Source organism: Hymenobacter cyanobacteriorum, from assembly GCF_022631375.1.
GTDB lineage: Bacteria > Bacteroidota > Bacteroidia > Cytophagales > Hymenobacteraceae > Hymenobacter > Hymenobacter cyanobacteriorum.
Genome location: NZ_JALBGC010000007.1, coordinates 159,421 through 181,080, shown reverse-complemented (window position 1 = coordinate 181,080; position 21,660 = coordinate 159,421). Strand labels below are relative to the sequence as shown.

The 21,660-nt window shown below is 57.7% G+C and carries 18 protein-coding genes; 7 read left to right on the top strand and 11 right to left on the bottom strand.

Features of this window, described 5'->3' with window-relative positions; genetic code table 11:
• Positions 1 to 17: 17 nt before the first annotated feature.
• From MON38_RS21790 to MON38_RS21780, 3 genes are all read right to left on the bottom strand, one after another.
• Positions 18 to 1,625: an Rne/Rng family ribonuclease gene (locus MON38_RS21790; RefSeq protein WP_241938272.1), complete on the bottom strand. Its 1,608-nt coding sequence runs from the start codon at positions 1,623 to 1,625 to the stop codon at positions 18 to 20.
• Between the two features lie 424 nt (positions 1,626 to 2,049).
• Complete coding sequence (locus tag MON38_RS21785) at positions 2,050 to 2,973, bottom strand: tetratricopeptide repeat protein (RefSeq protein WP_241938271.1); 924 nt, start codon at positions 2,971 to 2,973, stop codon at positions 2,050 to 2,052.
• Between the two features lie 151 nt (positions 2,974 to 3,124).
• A complete protein-coding gene (locus tag MON38_RS21780) occupies positions 3,125 to 3,469 on the bottom strand; it encodes an HU family DNA-binding protein (RefSeq protein ID WP_479684414.1) in 345 nt (114 codons plus the stop codon).
• A 154-nt stretch (positions 3,470 to 3,623) separates the two neighbouring features.
• Here MON38_RS21780 and mutY point away from each other — a divergent pair, with 154 nt between their 5' ends.
• The 4 genes from mutY (at position 3,624) to recG (ending at position 8,209) form a co-directional block, all read left to right on the top strand.
• A complete protein-coding gene (mutY, locus tag MON38_RS21775) occupies positions 3,624 to 4,706 on the top strand; it encodes an A/G-specific adenine glycosylase (RefSeq protein WP_241938270.1) in 1,083 nt (360 codons plus the stop codon).
• A gap of 141 nt (positions 4,707 to 4,847) precedes the next feature.
• Positions 4,848 to 5,276 carry a single-stranded DNA-binding protein gene (locus MON38_RS21770; RefSeq protein ID WP_241938269.1) on the top strand — a complete coding sequence of 143 codons (429 nt, stop codon included), beginning with the start codon at positions 4,848 to 4,850 and terminating at the stop codon, positions 5,274 to 5,276.
• Positions 5,277 to 5,433: 157 nt separating this feature from the next.
• Positions 5,434 to 6,018: a gliding motility lipoprotein GldD gene (gene gldD / locus MON38_RS21765; RefSeq protein WP_241938268.1), complete on the top strand. Its 585-nt coding sequence runs from the start codon at positions 5,434 to 5,436 to the stop codon at positions 6,016 to 6,018.
• 91 nt (positions 6,019 to 6,109) lie between these two features.
• Positions 6,110 to 8,209, top strand: coding sequence for an ATP-dependent DNA helicase RecG (gene recG, locus MON38_RS21760; protein WP_241938267.1), 2,100 nt, complete (start codon positions 6,110 to 6,112; stop codon positions 8,207 to 8,209).
• A gap of 69 nt (positions 8,210 to 8,278) precedes the next feature.
• Here the strand turns inward: recG and MON38_RS21755 are convergent, their stop codons facing one another.
• Positions 8,279 to 8,419, bottom strand: coding sequence for a hypothetical protein (locus MON38_RS21755; protein ID WP_241938266.1), 141 nt, complete (start codon positions 8,417 to 8,419; stop codon positions 8,279 to 8,281).
• A gap of 511 nt (positions 8,420 to 8,930) precedes the next feature.
• On the opposite strand from MON38_RS21755, the gene MON38_RS21750 reads away from it, so the two are divergent.
• The gene (locus tag MON38_RS21750; RefSeq protein WP_241938265.1) at positions 8,931 to 10,307 is read left to right on the top strand and encodes a hypothetical protein; all 1,377 of its coding nucleotides are present in this window, start codon (positions 8,931 to 8,933) and stop codon (positions 10,305 to 10,307) included.
• A gap of 114 nt (positions 10,308 to 10,421) precedes the next feature.
• Here the strand turns inward: MON38_RS21750 and MON38_RS21745 are convergent, their stop codons facing one another.
• The 7 genes from MON38_RS21745 to MON38_RS21715 all read right to left on the bottom strand — a co-directional run bounded on the left by MON38_RS21745 (position 10,422) and on the right by MON38_RS21715 (position 19,961).
• Entirely contained in the window at positions 10,422 to 12,212 is a 1,791-nt protein-coding gene (locus MON38_RS21745) for an acyl-CoA dehydrogenase family protein (RefSeq protein ID WP_241938264.1), read from the bottom strand.
• Between the two features lie 173 nt (positions 12,213 to 12,385).
• A complete protein-coding gene (locus MON38_RS21740) occupies positions 12,386 to 12,697 on the bottom strand; it encodes a 50S ribosome-binding protein YggL (protein WP_241938263.1) in 312 nt (103 codons plus the stop codon).
• A gap of 149 nt (positions 12,698 to 12,846) precedes the next feature.
• Positions 12,847 to 14,031, bottom strand: coding sequence for an acetyl-CoA C-acyltransferase (locus MON38_RS21735; protein WP_241938262.1), 1,185 nt, complete (start codon positions 14,029 to 14,031; stop codon positions 12,847 to 12,849).
• Between the two features lie 13 nt (positions 14,032 to 14,044).
• Positions 14,045 to 14,851, bottom strand: a complete 807-nt coding sequence (locus MON38_RS21730) for a hypothetical protein (RefSeq protein WP_241938261.1) — start codon at positions 14,849 to 14,851, stop codon at positions 14,045 to 14,047.
• 15 nt (positions 14,852 to 14,866) lie between these two features.
• A complete protein-coding gene (locus MON38_RS21725; protein WP_241938260.1) occupies positions 14,867 to 17,275 on the bottom strand; it encodes a 3-hydroxyacyl-CoA dehydrogenase/enoyl-CoA hydratase family protein in 2,409 nt (802 codons plus the stop codon).
• Positions 17,276 to 17,408: 133 nt separating this feature from the next.
• Entirely contained in the window at positions 17,409 to 17,888 is a 480-nt protein-coding gene (locus MON38_RS21720; protein ID WP_241938259.1) for a MarR family winged helix-turn-helix transcriptional regulator, read from the bottom strand.
• 273 nt (positions 17,889 to 18,161) lie between these two features.
• Positions 18,162 to 19,961, bottom strand: coding sequence for an AMP-dependent synthetase/ligase (locus MON38_RS21715; RefSeq protein ID WP_241938258.1), 1,800 nt, complete (start codon positions 19,959 to 19,961; stop codon positions 18,162 to 18,164).
• Between the two features lie 199 nt (positions 19,962 to 20,160).
• Here MON38_RS21715 and MON38_RS21710 point away from each other — a divergent pair, with 199 nt between their 5' ends.
• Together MON38_RS21710 and MON38_RS21705 are read left to right on the top strand one after the other, a co-directional pair.
• Positions 20,161 to 21,318, top strand: coding sequence for a formimidoylglutamase (locus tag MON38_RS21710; RefSeq protein WP_241938257.1), 1,158 nt, complete (start codon positions 20,161 to 20,163; stop codon positions 21,316 to 21,318).
• A gap of 64 nt (positions 21,319 to 21,382) precedes the next feature.
• Positions 21,383 to 21,646 carry a cytochrome b5 domain-containing protein gene (locus MON38_RS21705; protein ID WP_241938256.1) on the top strand — a complete coding sequence of 88 codons (264 nt, stop codon included), beginning with the start codon at positions 21,383 to 21,385 and terminating at the stop codon, positions 21,644 to 21,646.
• Positions 21,647 to 21,660 lie beyond the last annotated feature (14 nt).

Genomic DNA, 21,660 nt, shown 5'->3' with positions numbered 1-21,660 from the left:
GACCGAAACCGGCTGCTTTAATCCACGATTTCAACCTCGCGGTCCTGCAGGCGGCTCATGGCGGCGGCCGACGAGCGTAGCTGGATTTCCTCGCCCCGTTCGTCTTCGATGCGGTAGTCGGTGAGGCCCAGGCTACTGTCTTTCACCACTTTCACCCACTTGTAGTACTTGAGGTACCACTTCATCTGGCGCGAAACCAGCCCTTTGGTGTAGTAAGCGTGCAGGAATGGGTGCACCGACAGCGTAATGCCCGACTGGTTCTGGTTCACCAGCAGGTCGTCGATGCTGTTGTCAATGTCGTCCGTCACCTGGATGGAGGCCGAAATCTTGCCCGTGCCGCCGCAGGTGGGGCACACCTCGCCGGTCACGATGTTCTCGGCCGGCCGCACCCGCTGCCGGGTAATCTGCAGCAGGCCAAACTTGGTAATAGGCAGCACCGTGAACTTGGCCTTATCGTGCTTCATCACGTCGCGCACGGCGTCTTCTACCTTCTTGCGGCTTTCAGCCGAGCGCATGTCGATGAAGTCGACCACAATGATGCCGCCCATGTCGCGCAGACGCAGCTGACGGGCCACTTCTTTGGCTGCCAGCATATTAATCATCAGTGCAGTAGCTTCCTGGTCGTTTTCTTGGTTGCTCTTGCTGCCCGAGTTCACGTCGATAACGTGCAGGGCCTCGGTGTGCTCAATCACAAGGTAGCCGCCGCCGGGCACCGTCACCGTCTTGCCAAACAGCGTTTTCAGCTGCTTTTCAATGCCGGTTTGCTCAAAAATCTTGATTTTCGAGTTGTGCAATTTCAGCAGTCCGAGCTTGTCGGGCGCAATCTTCTGCAGGTAGTCGCGCATTTCGTCGTACATCGCCGGGGCATCCACGGTAATGCTGTCGAACGACTCGTTCAGCATGTCCCGTACCATCGACGACGTGCGCCCCAGTTCCCCGAGCACCTTGTCGTTGGGCTTGGCGGTGCGCAGCGTGCTGTACAGCTGCTCCCACTTCGCCACCATGTCCTGCATGTCCTTGTCGAGCTCGGCCACTTCGCGCCCCTCCGCCACGGTGCGGATGATAACGCCGAAGTTCTCGGGCTTAATACTGGCAATGAGGCGTTTGAGCCGGTCACGCTCGGCCTTGCTCACAATCTTCTTGCTGACGCTGATGGTGTTCGAAAACGGCATCAGCACGGCATAGCGCCCGGCCATCGAAATGTCGGTGCTCACGCGGGGGCCTTTGGTCGAAATCGGCTCCTTGATAATCTGGACGACGATTTGCTGCCCTTTCTTGAACACGTTTTCCGCCTTCCCCACTTTGTCGAGGACGGGTTCAAACGTAAATTTTTCCAGCCCGGCGCTGGGCGCCCGGCCGCTCTGTACCGTGCGGGCCCACTTCGTGAAGGAAGGGAACTGCTCGCCGAGGTCGCCGTAGTGCAAAAACGCGTCTTTCTCGTAGCCAATGTCTACGAAAGCTGCGTTCAGGCCGGGCATCACCTTTTTCACGGTGCCCAGGAAGATGTCGCCAACCGAATAGTTGGTGTCGTTGCGGTCGAAATGATATTCAATCAGCCGCTTGTCTTGCAACAGCGCAATGCGCTCGCCTTCCTGAGTAGAATTAATGACTAATTCATTACTCAAAGCCTTGATTTAGTTAAGGTAACCTCGCCAGCAAACCGCCAACCGCTTACCCCGAAACCGGCAAAGGGAAGCCAGAACCGCATGGTTCTGGCTTCCCTCGCGAGCCACGGGAAAAGCACTTGCGCGGCCCCACTCGGGAGGCTACGTGAGAGATAGACGGCTGGCTCCCTTCCCGTTAGGAAAACTGCCGGCCGCCGCTACGCCCCGTGAGGCTTACTTCTTCTTGTGGCGGTTCTTGCGCAGGCGCTTCTTGCGCTTGTGGGTGGCAATCTTATGACGCTTTCTTTTTTTACCGCAGGGCATGATGCTTGGGGGTTAAGTTGTTGATGTATTCGTTGTCAGTTGTTGGTTGTCCGTTGTTAGTTTCTAGTTGGCAATTATGTATTCTTTCAAATACTAACAACTGACAACAAGCAATTAACAACTATTTCAGCTTAGCAATTTCCTCCTCTACCGAAGCGGCCAGCGAGGGGTCGTTGCTGAGGCTTTTGGCAGTGAGGAAGGCTTTTTTGGCTTCTTCCTTGGCGCCGGTGCGGGCCAAAGTTACGCCGAGGTAAAACTGTCCGTTCACATTTTTCGGATTGACTTTCACCAAATCCTGGAAACGCGTCACGGCTTTGTCGTACTGATTGCTTTGCACCGCGAGTATTCCCATGTTATACAGGGCTTTCTCGTTGCGAGGGTCGGCTTCCAGTACTTCGCGCAGGTACGAAATACCCTGCACGGGATTATCGGAGGCCATGTAGGCCATGCCAAGGTTAGTTTTGGCGTCGAGGTTGCCGGGCTGCTCCTTCAATACCTTGGCGTACAGTTCCCGCGCCTTGCCACCGAGCAGTTTCACCCGCTCATCGGTTGCCGCGAAGCTGAATGCCTGGAAGTAGGCATCGGCGGCCTGCTGCCAGTTTTGGGCGCTGGGTTTGGACAACGCCACCTGCTCCAGGTAGTAGCCGGCGCTGTCGAACCGCTCTACGCTGTTGTAGCGACGGGCCAGGGTGGTCGCCACCGTGGCTTTGGCCGCCGCGTTTGGCGCCGCCTTATACTCGGCCAACAACCGCGTCAGCTCCTGCCGCTGGGCGGGCGAAGTCGTGGTATGCGGAGCCGCGGCATTGGGGCCGTTGTTGTCGGTGGCTGTGGCCGGCACCGGGCCCGAAGAGGCTTCGGTTTTGGAGCCGTTGGTGGCCATGCCGCCGCCGTCGCGGTTGGCGGTTGCCGCGGCGTCCTTGCTCAACTCCGACTTGCTTTCTTTGGGCTTCATGATGCCTTTGGGCAACACAAATAAGCCGCCCGCCAGCACGAGTGCGGCGGCGACGAGAACCAATTGATGCGAAGCGGAGCTGGTAGTTGCCATGGGCTGAAAAAAACCGGCCGCCGGGCTTTCCCTGTCGGAAAAGACACCGGCGGCACGGCCGGCAATTTTTAAATAGTTACTGGTTGAGGGTAATTAGTAAACAACAAGCGCTGTTTATCATTCCCCCGCTAACCATTCACCATTACATGAACTAGGCTTTGGCCGCGGTGGCTTTAACCTTCTTGCTGTTCTTAATCTTGGCCACGAAGGTTTTCGACGGCTTGAAGCTCGGAATGTAGTGCTCCTCGATGATGAGCGACGTGTTTTTCGAGATGTTGCGGGCTACTTTACGAGCGCGCTTCTTGTTTACGAACGAGCCGAAGCCGCGTACATAAATGTTGTTGCCCTCGGTCATCGAATCTTTCACGACTTTGAAGAAGGCTTCAACAGTCATCAATACATCAGCTTTCTCGATGCCGGTCTTCGTGGAGATTTCGGCGATTACCTCAGCTTTCGTCACGTTGGTATGGTACTTAGGTGGTTGAAAAAAATACAGTTGCAGGCAAAAAAAGTCCCTAATTCCAGCGTAAGCCTTTGCCTCGTAGGCGGTTCGCCCTTGAATTGGGGCCACAAAGGTAACCCCATTTTTTCGTTTTACCAATCAACCCTCTGAAACAACGGGCTGACCCAAATTATTCGCTTTCAAAATTTTGGCAAATCAAACGCTTCAACCTTCCTTTCTAGCCGCCGCGCTGCTGGCCTGGTACCCACGCCACCAACGCGACCTACCGTGGCGCCATACTCGCGACCCGTACGCCATCTGGCTGTCCGAAGTCATCCTGCAGCAAACCCGGGTGGCGCAGGGCCTTCCCTACTACGAAACCTTCCTGGCGGCCTACCCTACCGTGCAAGCCCTGGCCGCCGCGCCCGAAGCCGAAGTACTGCGTTACTGGCAGGGTTTGGGCTACTACTCCCGGGCCCGCAACATGCACCGCACGGCCCAGCAGGTAGTGGCCGAAAACGGAGGTAAATTTCCCGGCACTTACGCTGAACTGCTGAAGCTACGCGGCATTGGGCCCTACACAGCCGCAGCCATTGCTTCGTTTGCTTTCGATGAGGCCGTGGCCGTGCTCGACGGCAACGTGTACCGGGTACTGGCGCGCATTTTCGGCTTGCACTCCGACATTGCCGCGCCCAGCTCACGCAAGGAGTTCCAGGCCGTGGCCGACCAGCACATTCCGGCCAGCGTACCGGCCGATTTCAACCAGGCCATTATGGAGTTTGGGGCCATTCAGTGCACGCCGGCCAAGCCTGACTGCCTGTTTTGCCCGCTACAGGCTAGTTGCTGGGCCTTTCAACACGGGCAAGTGGCCCTGCTGCCGGTGAAAAGCAAGGCCAAGAAGGCCCGCACGCGCTACTTCCACTACTTCGTGCTGCGCCACAACGACCAAGTGTATCTGCGTGAGCGGCGGGAAAAAGACATTTGGCAGGGGCTTTACGACTTCGCCTTGGCCGAAACCGACACGCCCGAACTACCTGCCGACGAACTAGTACGGCACCTCGATGCCCTAGGCGCGCAGTTTGATACCAGCCAGGCCGCCGAGCCCAGCGCTGCCTACCGCCACGTGCTAAGCCACCAAAAACTGGAAGCGCGCTTCCACGATTTGCCGCTCACGCAGCCGCTGTCCGCCACCGTGCTGCGCGATTTGGGCCTGCGGGCGTACTCAGCCACCCAAGTTGAAGCGCTGCCAAAGCCCAAGCTGATTGCTAATTATGTTGAGCAAAACCTATAATCAGGCCATTCCCAATATTTTTAGATTTTTCAGCAAAAATTATTAGTAAAATAGTTTGGAAACCCGATTTAAGTTCTTACCTTTGAAGCAAGAGCAAGCCGGGTGGCTTTCTTGATTCTGTATTTCCTAACGTGCAATAATATGGCCGGTGTGAACAAGGTGATTTTGGTAGGCAACCTGGGGAAAGACCCCGAAGTGCGCCATTTGGAAGGCGGTGTGAGCGTGGCTCACTTTACCCTCGCCACCAACGAATACTACAAGGATAAGCAAGGCAACCGCGTCGAGCGCACCGAGTGGCACAACATCTCGGCCTGGCGCGGTTTGGCCGACATGGCGGATAAATTCCTCAAAAAGGGCCAGCAGGTGTACATCGAAGGCAAGCTGCGCACCCGCCAGTACCAGGACAAGGACCAGCAGACGCGCTACATCACCGAAATCATCGCCGATGAGATTTCGATGCTGGGCGGCCGTCCGCAGGGGCCGGGCAACGCGCCCGAGGCTGCTGGTGCCGTGGCCGAGCCGCAGCACACGTTTCGGCAGGAGCCGGAACTCGACCAGCTGCCCTTCTGACTGCCGGCGGCCAGGCCCGTGGCCTTCTGGCTGCAGCTGGCCAAATCGGTTATCGCAACGAAGCCCTGGCACTGTGCCGGGGCTTTTTTCGTTGTGTTGCCAGTTACCTTTGAGATTACGAAGGCTTCGGCCGTTTTCTGGCCCAGCCGCTTTCTACATGAGATATTTTTCCCTGCTGCCGTTGCTGATGGGTGTAGTGCTGCTGGCAAGCTGCTCGTCGGCCCCCGACTTCACGCCCAAGCCCAAAGGCTACAACCGCATCGACCTGCCTCCACACCGCTTTCAGGAGCTGCCCGGCAACCGGCCGTATTCGTTTGAGTATTCGAAGGAAGCCGTAATCAAACGGGATTCTTCGTATCTGGCCCAGCCGAACTGGATTAACGTGTATTACCCCAGGCTGCACGCCAACGTGCAGATTACGTACATGGACGTGCAGCGCGACCGCCGCCTCTACAATAAGATGATGGAAGATGCGCGCAAGCTCACAGGCAAGCACGAAATCAAGGCAACCGCCATCGATGAGCGCATTTTGAAGACCCCCAGCGGCATGCGCGCCTCGGTATTTGAGCTGTCGGGCGAGGTACCCAGCCAGTTCCAGTTTTACACAACGGACAGCACGCACCATTTCCTGCGCGGGGCGCTCTACTTCCGCACGGCTACCGATAATGACTCGCTGGCCCCCGTGATTGAGTACGTGAAAACGGATATGGTGCACATGCTGAACACGCTCAAGTATAAATGAGGAATGAGGAATGAGGAATGAAGAATTGTCGCTGCTGAGTCAGCAGTACTAATTCCTCATTCCTCATTCCTCATTCCTCATTCTTCTAAGGATGAGTAACTTTTTCAATACCCGGCTCGAACACCTGCGCTCGGTGGGCAGCACCCAGCGGGCCCAGTTGCTGGGCAAAGAGTTGGGCTTGTTCACTTACGGCGACCTGATTCAGCGCTACCCGTTTCGCTACCTCGACCGGACGCAGATATATAATGTAGCCGACCTCAACGACGACCTGCCTTACGTGCAGGTGCGTGGCATGCTGCGCGGCAAGGAGCTTATAGGCGAAGGGCCCAAACAGCGCCTCACGGCCAAAGTGGGCGACGGTACCGGCGAGCTGGAGCTGGTTTGGTTTAAGGGGGTGAAGTGGGTGCAGCAATACACCCGCAACAACCAGGAATACATCGTTTTCGGTAAACCGACGATGTTCAACGGGCGGCCGCAGATGGCGCACCCGGAGCTGGAGGAAGTGAACGAGAACAAACCCGGCCAGAGCTTCCTGCAGCCGGTGTACAACACTTCCGAGAAGCTTAAGAACTACCACCGCGTCGATAGCAAGGCTATTATGCGCATGGTAGGCGAGCTACTGAAGCTGGCTATTCCCCACATCACCGAGTCGCTGTCGCCGGCCCTGATTGAGCATTATGCACTGATGCCCAAGGCCCAGGCGATGCAGCAGATTCACTTTCCGCAGAGCAACGAGCTGCTGGCCGCGGCTAAGTTCCGGCTGAAATTCGAGGAACTGTTCTACGTGCAGCTGAAGTTGCTGCGCCAGCGCGACCAACGCAAGGTGACGTTGGCCGGACAGATTTTCAACCAGGTGCCGACCTTGGTTGACTTCTACAAAAACCACCTGCCGTTTGACCTGACCGGGGCGCAGAAGCGCGTTATCCACGATATCTACAAGGACTTCTGTGCGGGCAAGCAGATGAACCGGCTGTTGCAGGGCGACGTGGGCTCGGGCAAAACCATCGTGGCCTTCATCGCCATGCTGATGGCGGCCGACAACGGCGCGCAAAGCTGCATCATGGCCCCCACCGAGATTCTGGCCGACCAGCATTACGTGGGCCTGAAACAGTACGCCGACGCGCTGGGCATCCAGATTGGCAAGCTCACGGGTAGTACCCGCACCAAAGACCGCCGCGTGCTGCACGAGGCCCTGCGCGATGGCACCCTGCACATGCTGGTGGGCACCCACGCCCTGCTCGAAGACGTGGTGCAGTTCCGCAACCTGGGCCTGACAATTATGGACGAGCAGCACCGCTTCGGCGTGGCGCAACGCTCGAAACTATGGCAGAAAAACCCCCACATCATCCCGCATGTGCTGGTGATGACGGCCACGCCCATCCCGCGCACCCTGGCCATGACGCTCTACGGCGACCTCGACGTGAGCGTGATTGACGAACTACCCGCCGGCCGCAAACCCATCGTGACGGTGCACCGCTTCGACGCCAACCGCCTGAAAGTATTCGAGTTTATCCGGGAGCAGGTGAAGATTGGCCGGCAGGTGTACATCGTGTACCCGCTGATTGAAGAGTCGGAAACGATGGACTATAAGGACCTGACCGACGGCTACGAGAGCGTGAGCCGGGCCTTTCCGGAGTTCCAAATCAGCATCGTGCACGGACGCATGAAGGCCGAGGAGAAGGACTACGAGATGCAGCGCTTCATCAAGAAGGAAACCCAGATTATGGTGGCCACCACCGTGATTGAGGTGGGCGTGAACGTACCCAACGCTTCGGTGATGGTGATTGAATCGGCTGAGCGGTTTGGCCTCTCGCAGCTGCACCAGTTGCGCGGCCGCGTGGGCCGCGGGGCCGACCAGAGCTATTGCATCCTGATGACGGGCTTCAAGCTGAGCAAGGATGCCCGGACCCGCCTCGAAACGATGGTGCGGACCAACAACGGCTTCGAAATTGCCGACATCGACCTGAAGCTGCGCGGCCCCGGCGACCTGATGGGCACCCAGCAAAGCGGCGTGCTGGATTTACTGATTGCCGACCTGGCCAAAGACGGCCGCATTCTGAGCGAGAGCCGGGCGGCGGCTCAAACCATTCTGACTAACGACCCTGACTTGACGAACCCAGCCAATGCCGCCATCCGCCATCATATCGAAAGCCTGCCTGCCACAGCGGTGAACTGGAGTCGGATTAGCTAAAGAAGTTCCGCAATCGTTTTGGGGTGGGCAAAAAAAAACGACCTTTAAAAAAGTCGTTCTCCAAGCTGGCTAAAACAGCTCGGCGATTAGGCCGTTGCCGCTGTGCTGCGGCTGGTTTTGCTCTTGGGCTGGCGGCACGGGCTCCGAAGTGAGCACCTGATGCACCAGCACTACCGACCCGTTATTAGCAACTGGCGTAGCCTGTGCCATGGTCGCTGGAGCGGGCTGTTTGGCCAACCTGCCACCAACAATGAGTGCGGATAAAAGAGCGAACTTAAACAGAGATTTCATAATAATAGTAGATATCGCGGCGACAAAGGTACGACGCAACTGAGGTTTGTTCAACAAAACCGTTCAAAAGCCCAATATGCTCGCCCAATGCAAATATTTTCGCGGCCGGGATAGTGGAAGCTTTCTTGCTGACTGTGAGCGGCCCCGGTTGGGCGCGCTGAACAACTGCAAAGTAAACGGGCTCCCTTTACGGGAATGGCCAACGAAGTGTTATGCTTGGAATACTTTTTTGTTAGCTGCCCCGGCGCGCCTAGCCATAATCCGGCCAAACCGGTGTTATCAAAGCCCATATTGGGTACTTTTGACCAGCTTCCTGTTCACTATTTTTCCTTTTATGACGAATCGACGCCAAAATTTTATACCCCGCTTTGCGCTATTGTTGAGCTTAATAAGTAGCGTAGTATATGCCGATAATGCTTGGGCCCAGAAGGTGAAGTCGACCCCATTCAGCTACCTGCCCGAGCAGGGGGCCGACCGCTACGACATGCGAGTGCCCCACAAAACGCTGGCCCTAGCCGATGGTTCGGGCTTTGTGATTCTGGCGCACCAGAGTTCGGGCAGCTATTCGGTGGAGCGCTACGATGCCGACCTGAAAAAGCAGTGGAGCACGACCATTCCCATCAATCCCGGCGAAACAGTGGAGGCTTTCGGGCGCGGCACGCAGCAGGCGCTGGTGGTGCTGCACCACAAGGACGACAATGGCCAGAACCTGACGCTGGTACCCGTGAGCCTGCAGGGAGGCCAGAAAGCCGCACCCAAAGTGCTGATGGCCGTGGCCCCACGCGACCGCCGGCCCGGCGTGAGCATCTCGCCCGATGGCTCGCGCGTGCTGGCCTTTCGCTACTTCACCCGCGAGCAGCAGGTGAAGAGCATGGCCGCCACGCTGTTTGACCAGAGCGGCAATAAAATCGAAGACAAAAACTACGATTTCCGCACGCTGGGCGACTTTTTCTCGCCGGCCGTGCACGTTGCAAATGATGGCACGCAGTACGTCACGCTCATCAGCGATGGCATGAAGAAGCTGACGGTGCGCCGCTACCCGGCCGGTACTTCGCCCGAAATCAAGGTGTTAGGCGTGCCGGTGGGCGGCGTGTTCGGTGGCAAAACCGTGACGGTGCGCGACGCTAAATTCACGGTGCTGGGCGACGGCAGCCTCTACGCCGCCGCCATCTGCGCCGACTATGCCACGGGCGAATACTACAGCCTGAAAGTGGTGAAATTCGACTTCAGCGGCAACGGCGACATGAAGTTTTCGCCCGAATTCCGCTTTACGCCCGAATACCTGGCCGAAGTAGCCAAAGCCAGCGGCACCGCCGCTACTCGCCTCGACGATATTTACCTGGCCGATATGCTCCTGACGCCGGATAAGCAACTCGTCGTCATCGGCGAGCGGCATTTTGAGGAAGGTGGCAGCGAGGCGCCGGTGCACGCCCGCGAGCTGCACCTGTTCGGCTACAACGAGTTTGGCGCGCCTACCTGGCACAGCATCGTGGCGAAGGACCAGGTGGCCCCGGCCATCGACAGCTACACGGGCATCGGTTTCCGGGCGGCGGTATTTGGTGGCACGGTGCAACTACTCACGCTCGAAAACATTAATAAAAAGTCCGACCTCTATTTGCGAAAGGTTAATGCCCAAACCGGCGTAATCAGCGCGCCCGAGCGGTTGAAACTGAACGTGGCCGACGACCAGCAGCTGGCCTATGTGAAGGATTTCACGACCTGGCTGAATGAGAAAACCATTATCGGCGTGAGCCGGCCGAGCAAGAAATCGGCCGCCTTGCAGCTGGATAAGATTGTGGTGAAGTAACCAGCTTACTGACTCGCGGACTACAAAATCCGCGCTACGAAAAAGGCCGCTCCCGAAACCGGGAGCGGCCTTTTTGCTTATCAGATTCCTCGCGTTGCTCGGAATGACAGCGTGCTAGAATACGTACTCGTTCGCCTCAATCAGCTTGGCAGCAATGCGGCGGCGCGACTCCTTCACGTTGATGAGCTCGGCTTTGGTGAAGCGCTTGAGGCCCATGAGCAGCAGGCGTTGCTCGTCGCCTTCGGCCATGCTGCCGATGGCGTCTTTGCCGGCCTTCTCCACGGTGTCCACGGCGTCGGCCAGGTACACGCGGGCGATGTCGGCTTGCAGGGCCAAGGCTTCTTCGCCTTTGGCGGCGGCTTCTTTCTCCACGCGCAGGATGGTGCTTTCGGCGATGTAGGTTTTGATGGCCATGTCGGCGATGTTCATCAGCAGTTCCTGCTCTTTGGCGAGGGTGGCGGTGAATTTCTGCACGGCCGAGCCGGCCACCATCAGGATGGCCTTTTTCAGGTTGGCGATGGTTTTCAACTCCTTGCTGAACAGGCCGGTTTCCTCGTCCTGGCTCATGCTCGGAATGCTCATCAGCTCCTGCTGCACGGCCTGGGCGGGGCCCATCAGGTCGATTTCGCCTTTCAGGCCCTTCTTCAAAATCATGTCAACGGCCAGCAGGCGGTTGATTTCATTGGTGCCTTCGAAGATGCGGTTGATGCGGGCATCCCGGTAAGCGCGGTCCATCGGGTAGTCGGCCGAGAAGCCGTAGCCGCCGTAAATCTGCACGCCTTCATCTACTACGTAGTCAAGCACTTCCGAGCCTTCTACTTTCAGAATGGCGCACTCCACGGCAAACTCGCGGGCGGCACCGAGCAGGGCTTCGTTGGCGCCTTTGCCTTCGGCCATGAGCTGCTGCTCCATGCGGTAGATGTCGGAACCGGCGCGGTAAATGGCCGACTCGACGGCGTAGATGCGGATGGCCTGCTGAGCCAATTTGTAGCGAATCGCGCCGAATTTCGAGATGGGCAGCTTAAACTGCACCCGCTCGTTGGCGTAGCGGATACTCTGGGTAGCGCCCATTTTGGTGGCGCCCAGGCAGGCAGCAGCCAGCTTGATGCGGCCGATGTTCAGCACGTTGAAGGCGATGAGGTGGCCTTTGCCAATCTCGCCCAGCACGTTCTCCTTGGGCACCTGCGCATCGGTCAGGAACACTTGGCGGGTGCTGCTGCCTTTGATGCCCATCTTGTGCTCCTCGTTGCCAAGGCTTAGGCCGGGCGTCGATTTCTCCACGATGAAACCGGTGAACTTGTCGCCGTCAATCTGGGCAAACACGATGAACACGTCGGCGAAACCGGCGTTGGTAATCCACATTTTCTGGCCGTTCAGCACGTAGTGCGTGCCTTCAGCGTTGAGGACGGCTTTGGTTTTAGCCCCCAACGCGTCGGAGCCCGAGCCGGGCTCGGTGAGGCAGTAGGCGCCCATCAACGAGCCATCGGTGAGGCCGGGCAGGTACTTGGCCTTCTGCTCGTCGTTGCCGAAGTACAGAATGGGCAGCAGGGCAATACCGGTGTGGGCCGCGAAAGCCACCGGGAACGAGTGGCCGCCGCCCACGCCTTCCGTCACGCGCAAGGCGGTGGGGAAGTCCATGTCGAGGCCGCCGAACTGCTCGGGCACGCTCACGCCAAACAGGCCGAGCTGGCCAGCCTTCTCCATCAGGCCGCGCATGAGGCCTTCCTCCTGGTTGTCGAGGCGCTCGAGCAGGGGTGAAACCTCCGTTTGCACGAAGTCGATGCAGGTTTGGTGCATCATGTTCTGCTCCTCGGTGAAGTCGGCCGGGGTGAAGACGCTCTGGGCATCGGTCGGCTTGATGATGAATTCGCCGCCCTTCAGGCTGGCTTGCTGCGTTACTTCCATGACGGTTGGGGTGGGGTGTGGAGTTGAAAAGTGTTAGGCTAGCCTACTAATTGCAGAAACAAAGGGGCCGGCGGTTTAGTGTTGCAAGATAAGAAAAATATGTTAGGCACGCCTACTATATCGGCGAAAGAAAACCCCGATTGCGCGGGGTTTTCCTGAATTTTAGCAGGGCTCTAGTTGAAAAAGCCGTACCAAGCATCTACTAACGGGCCAATAGTTATAGCAGCTACTTCGGGCTGCTGCTGCAGCCAAGCCTCTACAGCTTGGCGGTCAGTTTCCGAAGTTTTCCGGCTCGAATCAGATTGTACGAAAAAATCATTAAGTCCACCACCCAAAAGCAGGTGGTTTGACTCAATCGCATTGATTAGCCGGTCACCAAAATCGTCCTCCGCTTTGCTGTCAGGCAACTTCAAATCGAACTTCACTGAGAAGCCCACTTCCTGAAACTCCCGAAGCCGAAGCTTCTTGCGCAGTCGCTTTTTCATCAGATATACTTGAGATTGTTTACGGCATAAGCGAGTGAAGCACCTCTTCCTCTTTGCTGCAATCACTATTGATTACTGCTGCGGTAGAGATGCTTCACTGCGTTCAGCATGACGTTCTGGCTGGATGACGTTCTTCTAAACAACGACGGCTACTTCAGCAGCTCGTAGATGCCGGCGACGCCCTGGCCGCCGCCCACGCAGGCCGTGACCATGCCGTACTTCTTGCCGCGCTCGCGCAACTCGTCGAAGAGCTGGATGCTGAGCTTGGCGCCGGAGCAGCCCAGCGGGTGGCCCAAGGCAATGGCGCCGCCGTTTACGTTCAGCTTCTCAGGGTCGATGCCGAGCTCGCGCACCACGGCCAGTGATTGCGAGGCGAAGGCTTCGTTGAGCTCGAATAGGTCGATATCATCGAGTTTCAGGCCGGCTTGCTTGAGGACTTTCGGCACGGCTTTGATGGGGCCCATGCCCATGATGCGCGGGTCGACGCCTTCGGAAGCGTAGTTCACCATGCGGGCGATGGGCTCCAGGTTCAGCTCCTTCACCATGCGCTCCGACATCACGAGCACGAAGGCCGCGCCGTCGGAAGTCTGGGACGAGTTGCCAGCCGTGACGGTGCCGTTGGCGGCAAATACGGGGCGCAGCTTGCCCAGGGCTTCTACCGAGGTATCGGCGCGGGGGCCTTCGTCGGTATCCACCACGTAGGTGCGGTTTTTCTTCTTGCCGGTGACGGCGTCCACGTAGGTTTCCTCAACCGTGATGGGCACGATGCTCTTGGCAAACTTGCCGGCCTGAATGGCTTTAATGGCCTTCTGGTGCGAGTTATAAGAGAATTCGTCCTGGTCCTGGCGGGTGATTTTGTAGTCGTTGGCTACGGCTTCGGCGGTGAGGCCCATGCCCATGTAGTAGTCGGGGTGCTTCATGGCCAGGTTGTAGTTGGGCACGGTTTTCCAGCCCACGGTGGGCACCATGCTCATGCTCTCGGTGCCACCCGCGATGATGCAGTCGGCCATACCGGCGTTGATTTTGCCCACGGCCATGGCAATGGTCTCGACGCCAGAGCCGCAATAGCGGTTCACGATGAGGCCGGGCACGTTGATGGGCAGGGCCAGCAGCGAAATCAGGCGGCCCATTTGCAGGCCCTGCTCGGCCTCGGGCACAGCGTTGCCGACGATAACGTCGTCGATGCGCGTGGGGTCGAGGGCGGGCACTTCGGCCACGAGGTGTTTGATAACGGCGGCGGCGAGGTCGTCGGGCCGGGTGAAGCGGAAACCGCCGCGGGGCGCTTTGCCCACGGCCGTGCGGTAACCAGCTACGATATATGCGGTGTTAGACATGAGTTGTTGATTATCAGATTACGGGCACCGAAACCTTTGACAAAGGATTTTTACAGGCCACAGTTTGCAACTTGTTTTTGAAATGCAAGCAACTTGCGTAGTTCGTAAGCTGCGACGTTTTTCCGGCTAGATAATTTCTTATTTCCTGTTCCTGCTTATAAGAGCCAATGAAATCTCCCTGAATTTGCTTAGGTCCCTGCCATTCAACAACAAATCCGTCATGATTCACAGTCACCAATCCATAGCCGACATGCCTGCAAATTTTCAAAAAATGATTCCACTTTTCGGTAGATACTAGATACTGCTTGGCTTCTTCCGGCAGAGCCAGCCACTTTTCATTACCGGCATACCGTCCTAGCTGCTCATGCACGCCCGTCGTCAGCAACGAAGGCGAGTCATTGTAAAAGCCGATTACCAGAAAAGAAGCCAGCAACGTTCCTGCGGCGATTAGTATCAACCAGTACCAAGCTAAAGTCCAGCATACCACCAGAGCTATAAATGTTGGCACGACCAGCAACGCACTGATTAACAGAGTCTGTTTGGTACTGGCTTCTTTTGAAGCCGTCAGTAAAGAGTAAGCAGTTTTCATCGATTTCGCTTCGATTGCCACAGAATGACTATTGCCTGCTTTGTTGATACAAATCAGACCGTCAACTCTATCGTGACCTTTTTTTCCTTCATACTGCTTATTCAACAACATTTCCACATCAGCGAAAATTTTGCTTTGGGGATTCATCTTCGCGTAGCGTGAGTGGAGGTAGTGCAAAGCCAATGTTTGCACTACCCTTTCATCCATCACAGCATTTGCTTGAGAAGCCATAGCAGCTTGAGGTGCTTAGTTTCTAAGAGGCTTGCCGGTGGTCAGAATGCTCTGAATCCGTTCCAGCGTTTTGCGCTCGCCGCAGAGGCTCAGGAACGCCTCGCGCTCCAAGTCCAGCAGGTACTGCTCGCTCACTTCGGTCGGGGCCGAGAGGTCGCCGCCGCACATCACGTAGGCCAGCTTATCGGCAATGAGCTGGTCGTGGGTCGAGATGTAGTTGCCTTGCTGCATAGCGTACACACCGGTTTTAAACATGGCCAGCGCGCCCTTGCCGTGCACCTTGATATTGGTTTTCGGCACGGGCTGGGTGTAGCCGGCATCGGCCAAATCCAGCGCGGCAGCTTTGGCCTGGGCGATGACGCGGTTCGAGTTCACCACAATCTCGTCGCCCCGACGCAGGAAGCCCAGGTCGAAAGCCTCGGCGGCCGAGGTCGAGACTTTGGCGGTGCTGATGGTCATGTAGGTGTTGCGCAGCAGGTTGAATTCGGGCTCGCCGTCTTCGTACTTGGCCGCGGTGCGCAGGGTCATTTCCTTGGTGCCACCGCCGCCGGGGATGAGGCCTACGCCGAATTCCACGAGGCCCATGTAGGTTTCGGCAGCCGCTACCACGCGGTCACAGTGCAGGTTCAGCTCGCAGCCGCCGCCCAGCGTGAGGCCGTGCGGGGTGCCCACCACCGGGATGCTGCTGTAGCGCATCCGCATCATGGCCTGCTGGAACTGCTGAATCATCATGTTCAGCTCGTCGAACTCCTGCTCCAGGGCCTGCATATACACGAGGCCGAGGTTGGCACCGGCCGAGAAGTTCGGCGCGTCGTTGCCCACCACGAGGCCGCGGTAGCCGGCTTCGGCCATCTCCACGCCCTTCAGCAGGCCCAGAATCACGTCCTGGCCCAGCGAGTTCATTTTGGAGTGGAACTCCACGTTGAGGATGCCGTTGCCCAAGTCGAGCACCGAAGCGCCCGCGTTTTTCCACAGCACCTTGCCGGTAGCGCGCAGGTTGTCGAGAATGATGAAGTTCTCCACGCCGCGGATGGGCTGGTAACTCTTGCTTTCGGCGTCGTAGAATTCTTTGGCGCCCTTGTCGTTCACCTTGTAGAAGGTGGTGTGGCCAGCGGCCAGCATCTCGGTTACCCAGGCCGCCGGCTCTTTGCCCTCGGCTTGCATCAGCTCAATGCCTTTCTGCACGCCAATGGCGTCCCAGGTTTCAAACGGGCCCATTTCCCAGCCGAAGCCGGCGCGCAGCGCGTCGTCAATCTTGTACAGCGCGTCGGTGATTTCGGGCACGCGGTTGCTCACGTAGGCAAACAGGCTGCCGAAGCTCTTGCGGTAGAACTCGCCAGCCTTGTCCTTGCCCGTGATGAGCACGCCGAAGCGGGGCGCGAGGGTTTCGATGGCTTTGGTGAGCTCCAGCGTGGCGAATTTCACCTTGCTGCCGGGCTTGTATTCCAGCGTATTCAGGTCGAGGGCCTGAATCTCCGACTTGCCGCCTTCGCCCTTCACTTTCTTGTAAAAGCCCTGGCCGGTTTTGTCGCCCAGCCACTTGTTCTCGCCCATTTTCTTGAGGAACTCGGGCAGCGCGAACACGACCTTGGCCTCGTCGTTGGGCAGGCCCTGAGCCAGGCCGTTGGCCACGTTCATCAGCGTATCGAGGCCCACCACATCCGAAGTACGGAAGGTGGCCGACTTGGCGTGGCCAATCACCGGGCCGGTGAGCTTATCCACTTCCTCCACCGTCAAACCCAGCTCCTGCATGATGCGCAGCACGTCCATGATGGCGAACACGCCCACGCGGTTGGCGATGAAGGCCGGGGTATCCTTGGCCAGCACGGTGGTTTTACCCAGGTACAGGTCGCCGTAGTGCAGCAGGAAATCCACGATGGCCGGGTCAGTGTCCGGCGTCGGAATGATTTCGAGCAGCTTCAGATAGCGGGGCGGGTTGAAGAAGTGGGTGCCGCAGAAGTGTTTCTTGAAATCCTCCGAGCGGCCCTCCGTCATCAGGTGAATCGGGATGCCGCTGGTGTTGCTCGTAATCAGGGTGCCCTTTTTGCGGAACTGCTCCACACGCTCAAACAGGCTTTTCTTGATGTCGAGCCGCTCCACGACCACCTCAATCGTCCAGTCGCAGGTAGCAATATCCTTCAGGTTGTCATCGAAGTTGCCGGTTTTGATGCGGCTGGCGTCGGCTTTGCGGTAGAGCGGCGAGGGGTTGGCAACGATTGCAGCCTGCAGCGCAGCGTTTACAATGCGGTTGCGTACAGCCGGCGCCTCCAGCTTCAGGCCCTTCTTCTCTTCGTCGGGCGTCAGCTCTTTGGGGGCGATGTCGAGCAGCAGCACCTGCACGCCAATGTTGGCGAAGTGGCAGGCAATGCGCGAGCCCATAACGCCGGAGCCGAGCACGGCAACTTTCTTGATGGTTCGATTCATAATGATGTTAAACTGTCATCCTGAGCGGAGCGAAGGACCTTATCACGTTCGCACCTTAATGAGAAGTAAATCTGACGAAAGCAGCCGTGATAAGATGCTTCCTTCGTCAGCATGACAACGATTTTGCAGCTACTTAAGAAGCCGACGACTCGCTCATCAGCGGTTTCAGCACGAAGTCTTCGAAGAGGGTTTTACCCTCAATCATACCCGTAATCTGGGCGGCTACTTTGAAGAACACATCCAGCTGGCTCTGCGGGATTTTCTCGCGGATTTTCAGGTTGAAGTGGCGCACCGTCTGGCGCGACACCTCCTTTTTCTCCAGTCCCAGCGGCGTAAGGAAGATGCGCACCGAGCGTTTATCCACCGAGTCGGCCTGTTTGTAAATCAAGCCCTTTTCCTCCATGCTGCGCAGGATGCGCGTAAGACTGCGGGTTTCGAGACCCAGCAGCGGGGCGATTTTGGTGGCCGGCGTGCCACGCTCCTGGTCGATATTCAGCAGCACGAAGCCGATGCTCGTGGTGATGTCGTTCTGCGCGGCCTGCGTGTTGTACATCCGCGAAATCGCGTGCCAGGCCACTTTTATGTTATAATCAACGGTTTCTTCGGGTCTCATGGGCGGGCTGATAGTGCGGTAAACTTACGCAAAATTTGTTAGGCTTGCATAACAGTTGCCAAAATCTTTCTGTCATTGCGAGTGGAGCGCAGCGGAACGCGGCAATCTTTCCTCTCGATACACAAAGCCCTTAAGATGTGAAAAGCTGTTCACGCAAAAAGCCCTAACTCTTTAAGTAGAGTTAGGGCTTTTCACATTAGTAGGTTGGTCGCCAAAAGAGGAAGGATTGCCGCGTTCCGCTGCGCTCCACTCGCAATGACAGGCGAGACATGCCTAGTGGGCCGTGCGCTCGTGCGGCTCCTTCTCGGCCCTCGCGTAGATGTCGGCAATAAGGTCCTTGTTGTTTTCGGCAATGACCTTGCGCTTTACTTTCATGGTGGGCGTCATCTCGCCGGTTTCCACGGTCCACAGGGTTGGCAGCAACTCGTGCCGCTTCACCTGCTCCCACTGCGCGAAGCCTTTGTTATACTTGTCAATCAGGTCTTTGTAAAGCTTCACCACTTTCTCGTTCTTCACCAGCTCCTCGTTGGGAGCATCGGGCACGCCGTTGCGCTTGCACCAGCCTTTGAGGTCGGGGAAGGACGGAATAACCAGGGCGGAAGCGAATTTTTGGTCGGCCCCTACCACCATGGCTTGCTCGATGAGCGGGTCTTCCTTCAGCTTGCCTTCGATAACCTGCGGGGCAATGTACTTGCCTCCCGACGTCTTGAACATCTCCTTCTTGCGGTCGGTGATTTTCAGAAACTTGCCGTTCACCAGCTCGCCGATGTCGCCGGTGTGGAACCAGCCTTCTTCGTCGAATTCCTTGGCCGTGAGCTCGGGCTGGTTGTAGTAGCCCTTCATCACGGAGGCCGATTTAGTCAGAATTTCGCCGTCGGCAGCAATTTTCACCTGCATGTTGTCGATGAGCGGGCCGACGGTGCCAATCATGTTGTTCTCCGGCTCGTAGCCGCCCACAGCAATTACAGGCGAGGTTTCGGTCAGGCCGTAGCCCTCCATCACCCGAATGCCGGCGGCCCAGAACACGCGGGCCAGGCGCGGCTGCAAGGCGCCGCCGCCGCTCACGATGCAGCGCAGGTTGCCGCCCAGCGCCTCGCGCCACTTGTTGAAGATGAGCTTATTGGCCAGCGCCAGCTGCGTATTATACAGGAAACCCTGGTCTTTCTGGGTATCGTACTTCAGACCCAAATCCAAAGCCCAGAAAAACAGGCTCTTCTTCACGCCTTCGAGTTCGTGGCCTTTGGCGACGATTTTATCATACACCTTCTCCAGCAAGCGCGGCACGGTGGTGAAGATTTCGGGCTTCACTTCGCGCAGGTTGTCGGCGATGACGTCCATGTTTTCAGCGTAGTAAATGCTCACGCCGTTAATCATGTACAGATAGGTCACCATGCGCTCGAAAATGTGGCAGAGCGGCAGGAAACTAAGCGCCTTATCGTTCTTCGTGACGGGCACGAAGCGCTGCGAGTTGCGGCAGTTGCTCAGGATATTGTCGTGCGTCAGCATCACGCCCTTGGGCTGGCCGGTGGTGCCGCTGGTGTAGATGAGCGTGAGCAAGTCGTCGGGCTCCACAGCAGCTTTTAGCGACTCCAGGTCGGTTGCGTTGCCTTTTTTGCCCAGCTCCAGCAGCTCGCTGAAGTGGCGGGCGCCTTCGATTTTGTCGAAGGTAAAGATGTTTTCCGCGGGAATATCGAGGCCCTGGGTAGCCTCTTTAACCTTGTCGTATAGCTTCTTATCGGCCACGAACACGGCCCGCACACCCGCGTCGGTGAAGATGAATTTGTAGTCCTCTACCGTAATGCTCGGGTACATTGGCACGCTGGTGGCCCCAATTTGGGAGATACCGAAGTCGGCCATCATCCACTCGGGGCGGTTCATGCTAATAATGGCCACTTTATCGCCGCGCTTGAGGCCGAGCGACACGAGGCCGAGCGACACCAGGTTGGCCTGGTCCTGCAGTTCCTGGCTGCTGATGGGCACCCACTTACCGTCGATTTTGGAGGCCAGCGCGTCGGATTTTGGCGACTCGGCAATTTGGTGGGTCAGAATATCAAAGGCGCGACGAACGTCCATGGGTGGGGTCGGATAAGGCGGATGGGGTAAAATTCAGCTTAAATAAAGCGCTTTTTTCGGGGCTGCGCCAGGGCGGACTAACCACGTCTGTGGCAGTGCTAATACGGCCCAAAACCAAATCAGCCGCGAAAAGGCTCAAAAAGGCCCAAAATCCGGCTTTTTTCGGTGTAATTTTGGGCCCCGTGCATTCCCGCTCCCAATGAATCTGGCCCTGTTTTTTGACCCGCTGCCGGAAACGCTGACCGAGGCCACGCCCGCTCCTACCACGCTGGCCGCCTACGCCACCCGCTTCACCGAAACCTTCCCCGACTGGCGCACCGCCGACCTGGCCCTCATCGGCCTCGATGAGTGGCGCGGCAGCGCGGCCGGCCCGCCCAATGCCCGCCGCCATGGCCCCAACGAAGTGCGCCAGCGCTTCTACCAGCTGCAAAAAGGCTCCGGCCTGCTCCGGTTGGTCGACCTCGGCAACCTGCGGCCCGGCCTCACCTTAGAGGACACCTACCAGCGGCTGCGCGAAATTATCGGGGCACTGCTGGAAGAAAACACGGTGCCCATTCTGCTCGGTGGCAGCCACGATTTGGACTACGGCCAGTTCCTGGCCTACGAGGTGCAGAACCGCACCGTGAACGTGACGGTGGTGGACTCGCGGCCCGATATGGCTGAGCCCGGTCCCGGCACTCCGCCCGAGGAAAGCCACTTGCGCCGCCTGCTGGTGCACGAGCCCAATATTGTCTTCAGCCTGGCCCACTTGGGCCATCAGCAGTACCTCACACCGCCCGAGGTGATGGTGGCCCTCGAAAAGCTGCACTTCGACACAATGAGCGTGGGCGAGGTGCGCGCCGACCGCCGCCTGGCCGAGCCGCTGGTGCGCCAGGCCGATTTTATGAGCGTCGACATTGCCGCCATCCGCTGGCAGGACTCACCGGGCTACTACCCGGCCAACCCGTTTGGCTTGGGCAACGAGGAAGCCACGCAGCTGTGCTGGTACGCCGGCCACAACGAGCAGCTCAGCTCTTTCGGCCTCTATGGCTACCGCGCCGACGTGGACCCCAACGGACTGGCTGCCGCCACCATTGCCACCATGCTCTGGTATTTCGTGGAGGGCTTCTACCACCGCCGGCCCGAAACCGGTTTCGGCACCTTCCGCTTCCTCACCTACACCGTGGTGCTGCCCGGCAACCCCGACAAGCTGGTGTTCTACAAATCGCGCCGCGCCGAAAAGTGGTGGATGGAAGTGGAGCGCCTCGGCGATAACGCCACCAAGCGCGTGGTACCGTGCACGTACGAGGACTACCTGAATGCCTCGCAGGGCGACCTGCCGCAACGCTGGATTCGGCTGCAGGCGCTGTTGAGCTAGATTTTAGTTGTCTGTTGGTTGTTGTCAGTTGTTAGATTTCGTGTTTGAAAATTGTAGAACCCGCATGAGCCTGACAACTAACAACGACCAACCAACAACTAAAACCTACACCAAGAACCAGCTCGCCCTGCGTAATGGCCAGGACCGCGACGAAATCTGGGTAGCCTACCAAGGGCAGATTTACGACGTGAGCCGCTCGCGACTCTGGCGGCGCGGCAACCACTACGAGCACTGGGCCGGCCAAGACCTCACTGCCGAACTGGACAAAGATGCGCCGCATACGGCCAACGTATTCGACAATTTCCCCGTTGTGGGCCAACTTGTGTAAAGCAGGCCTTTTCC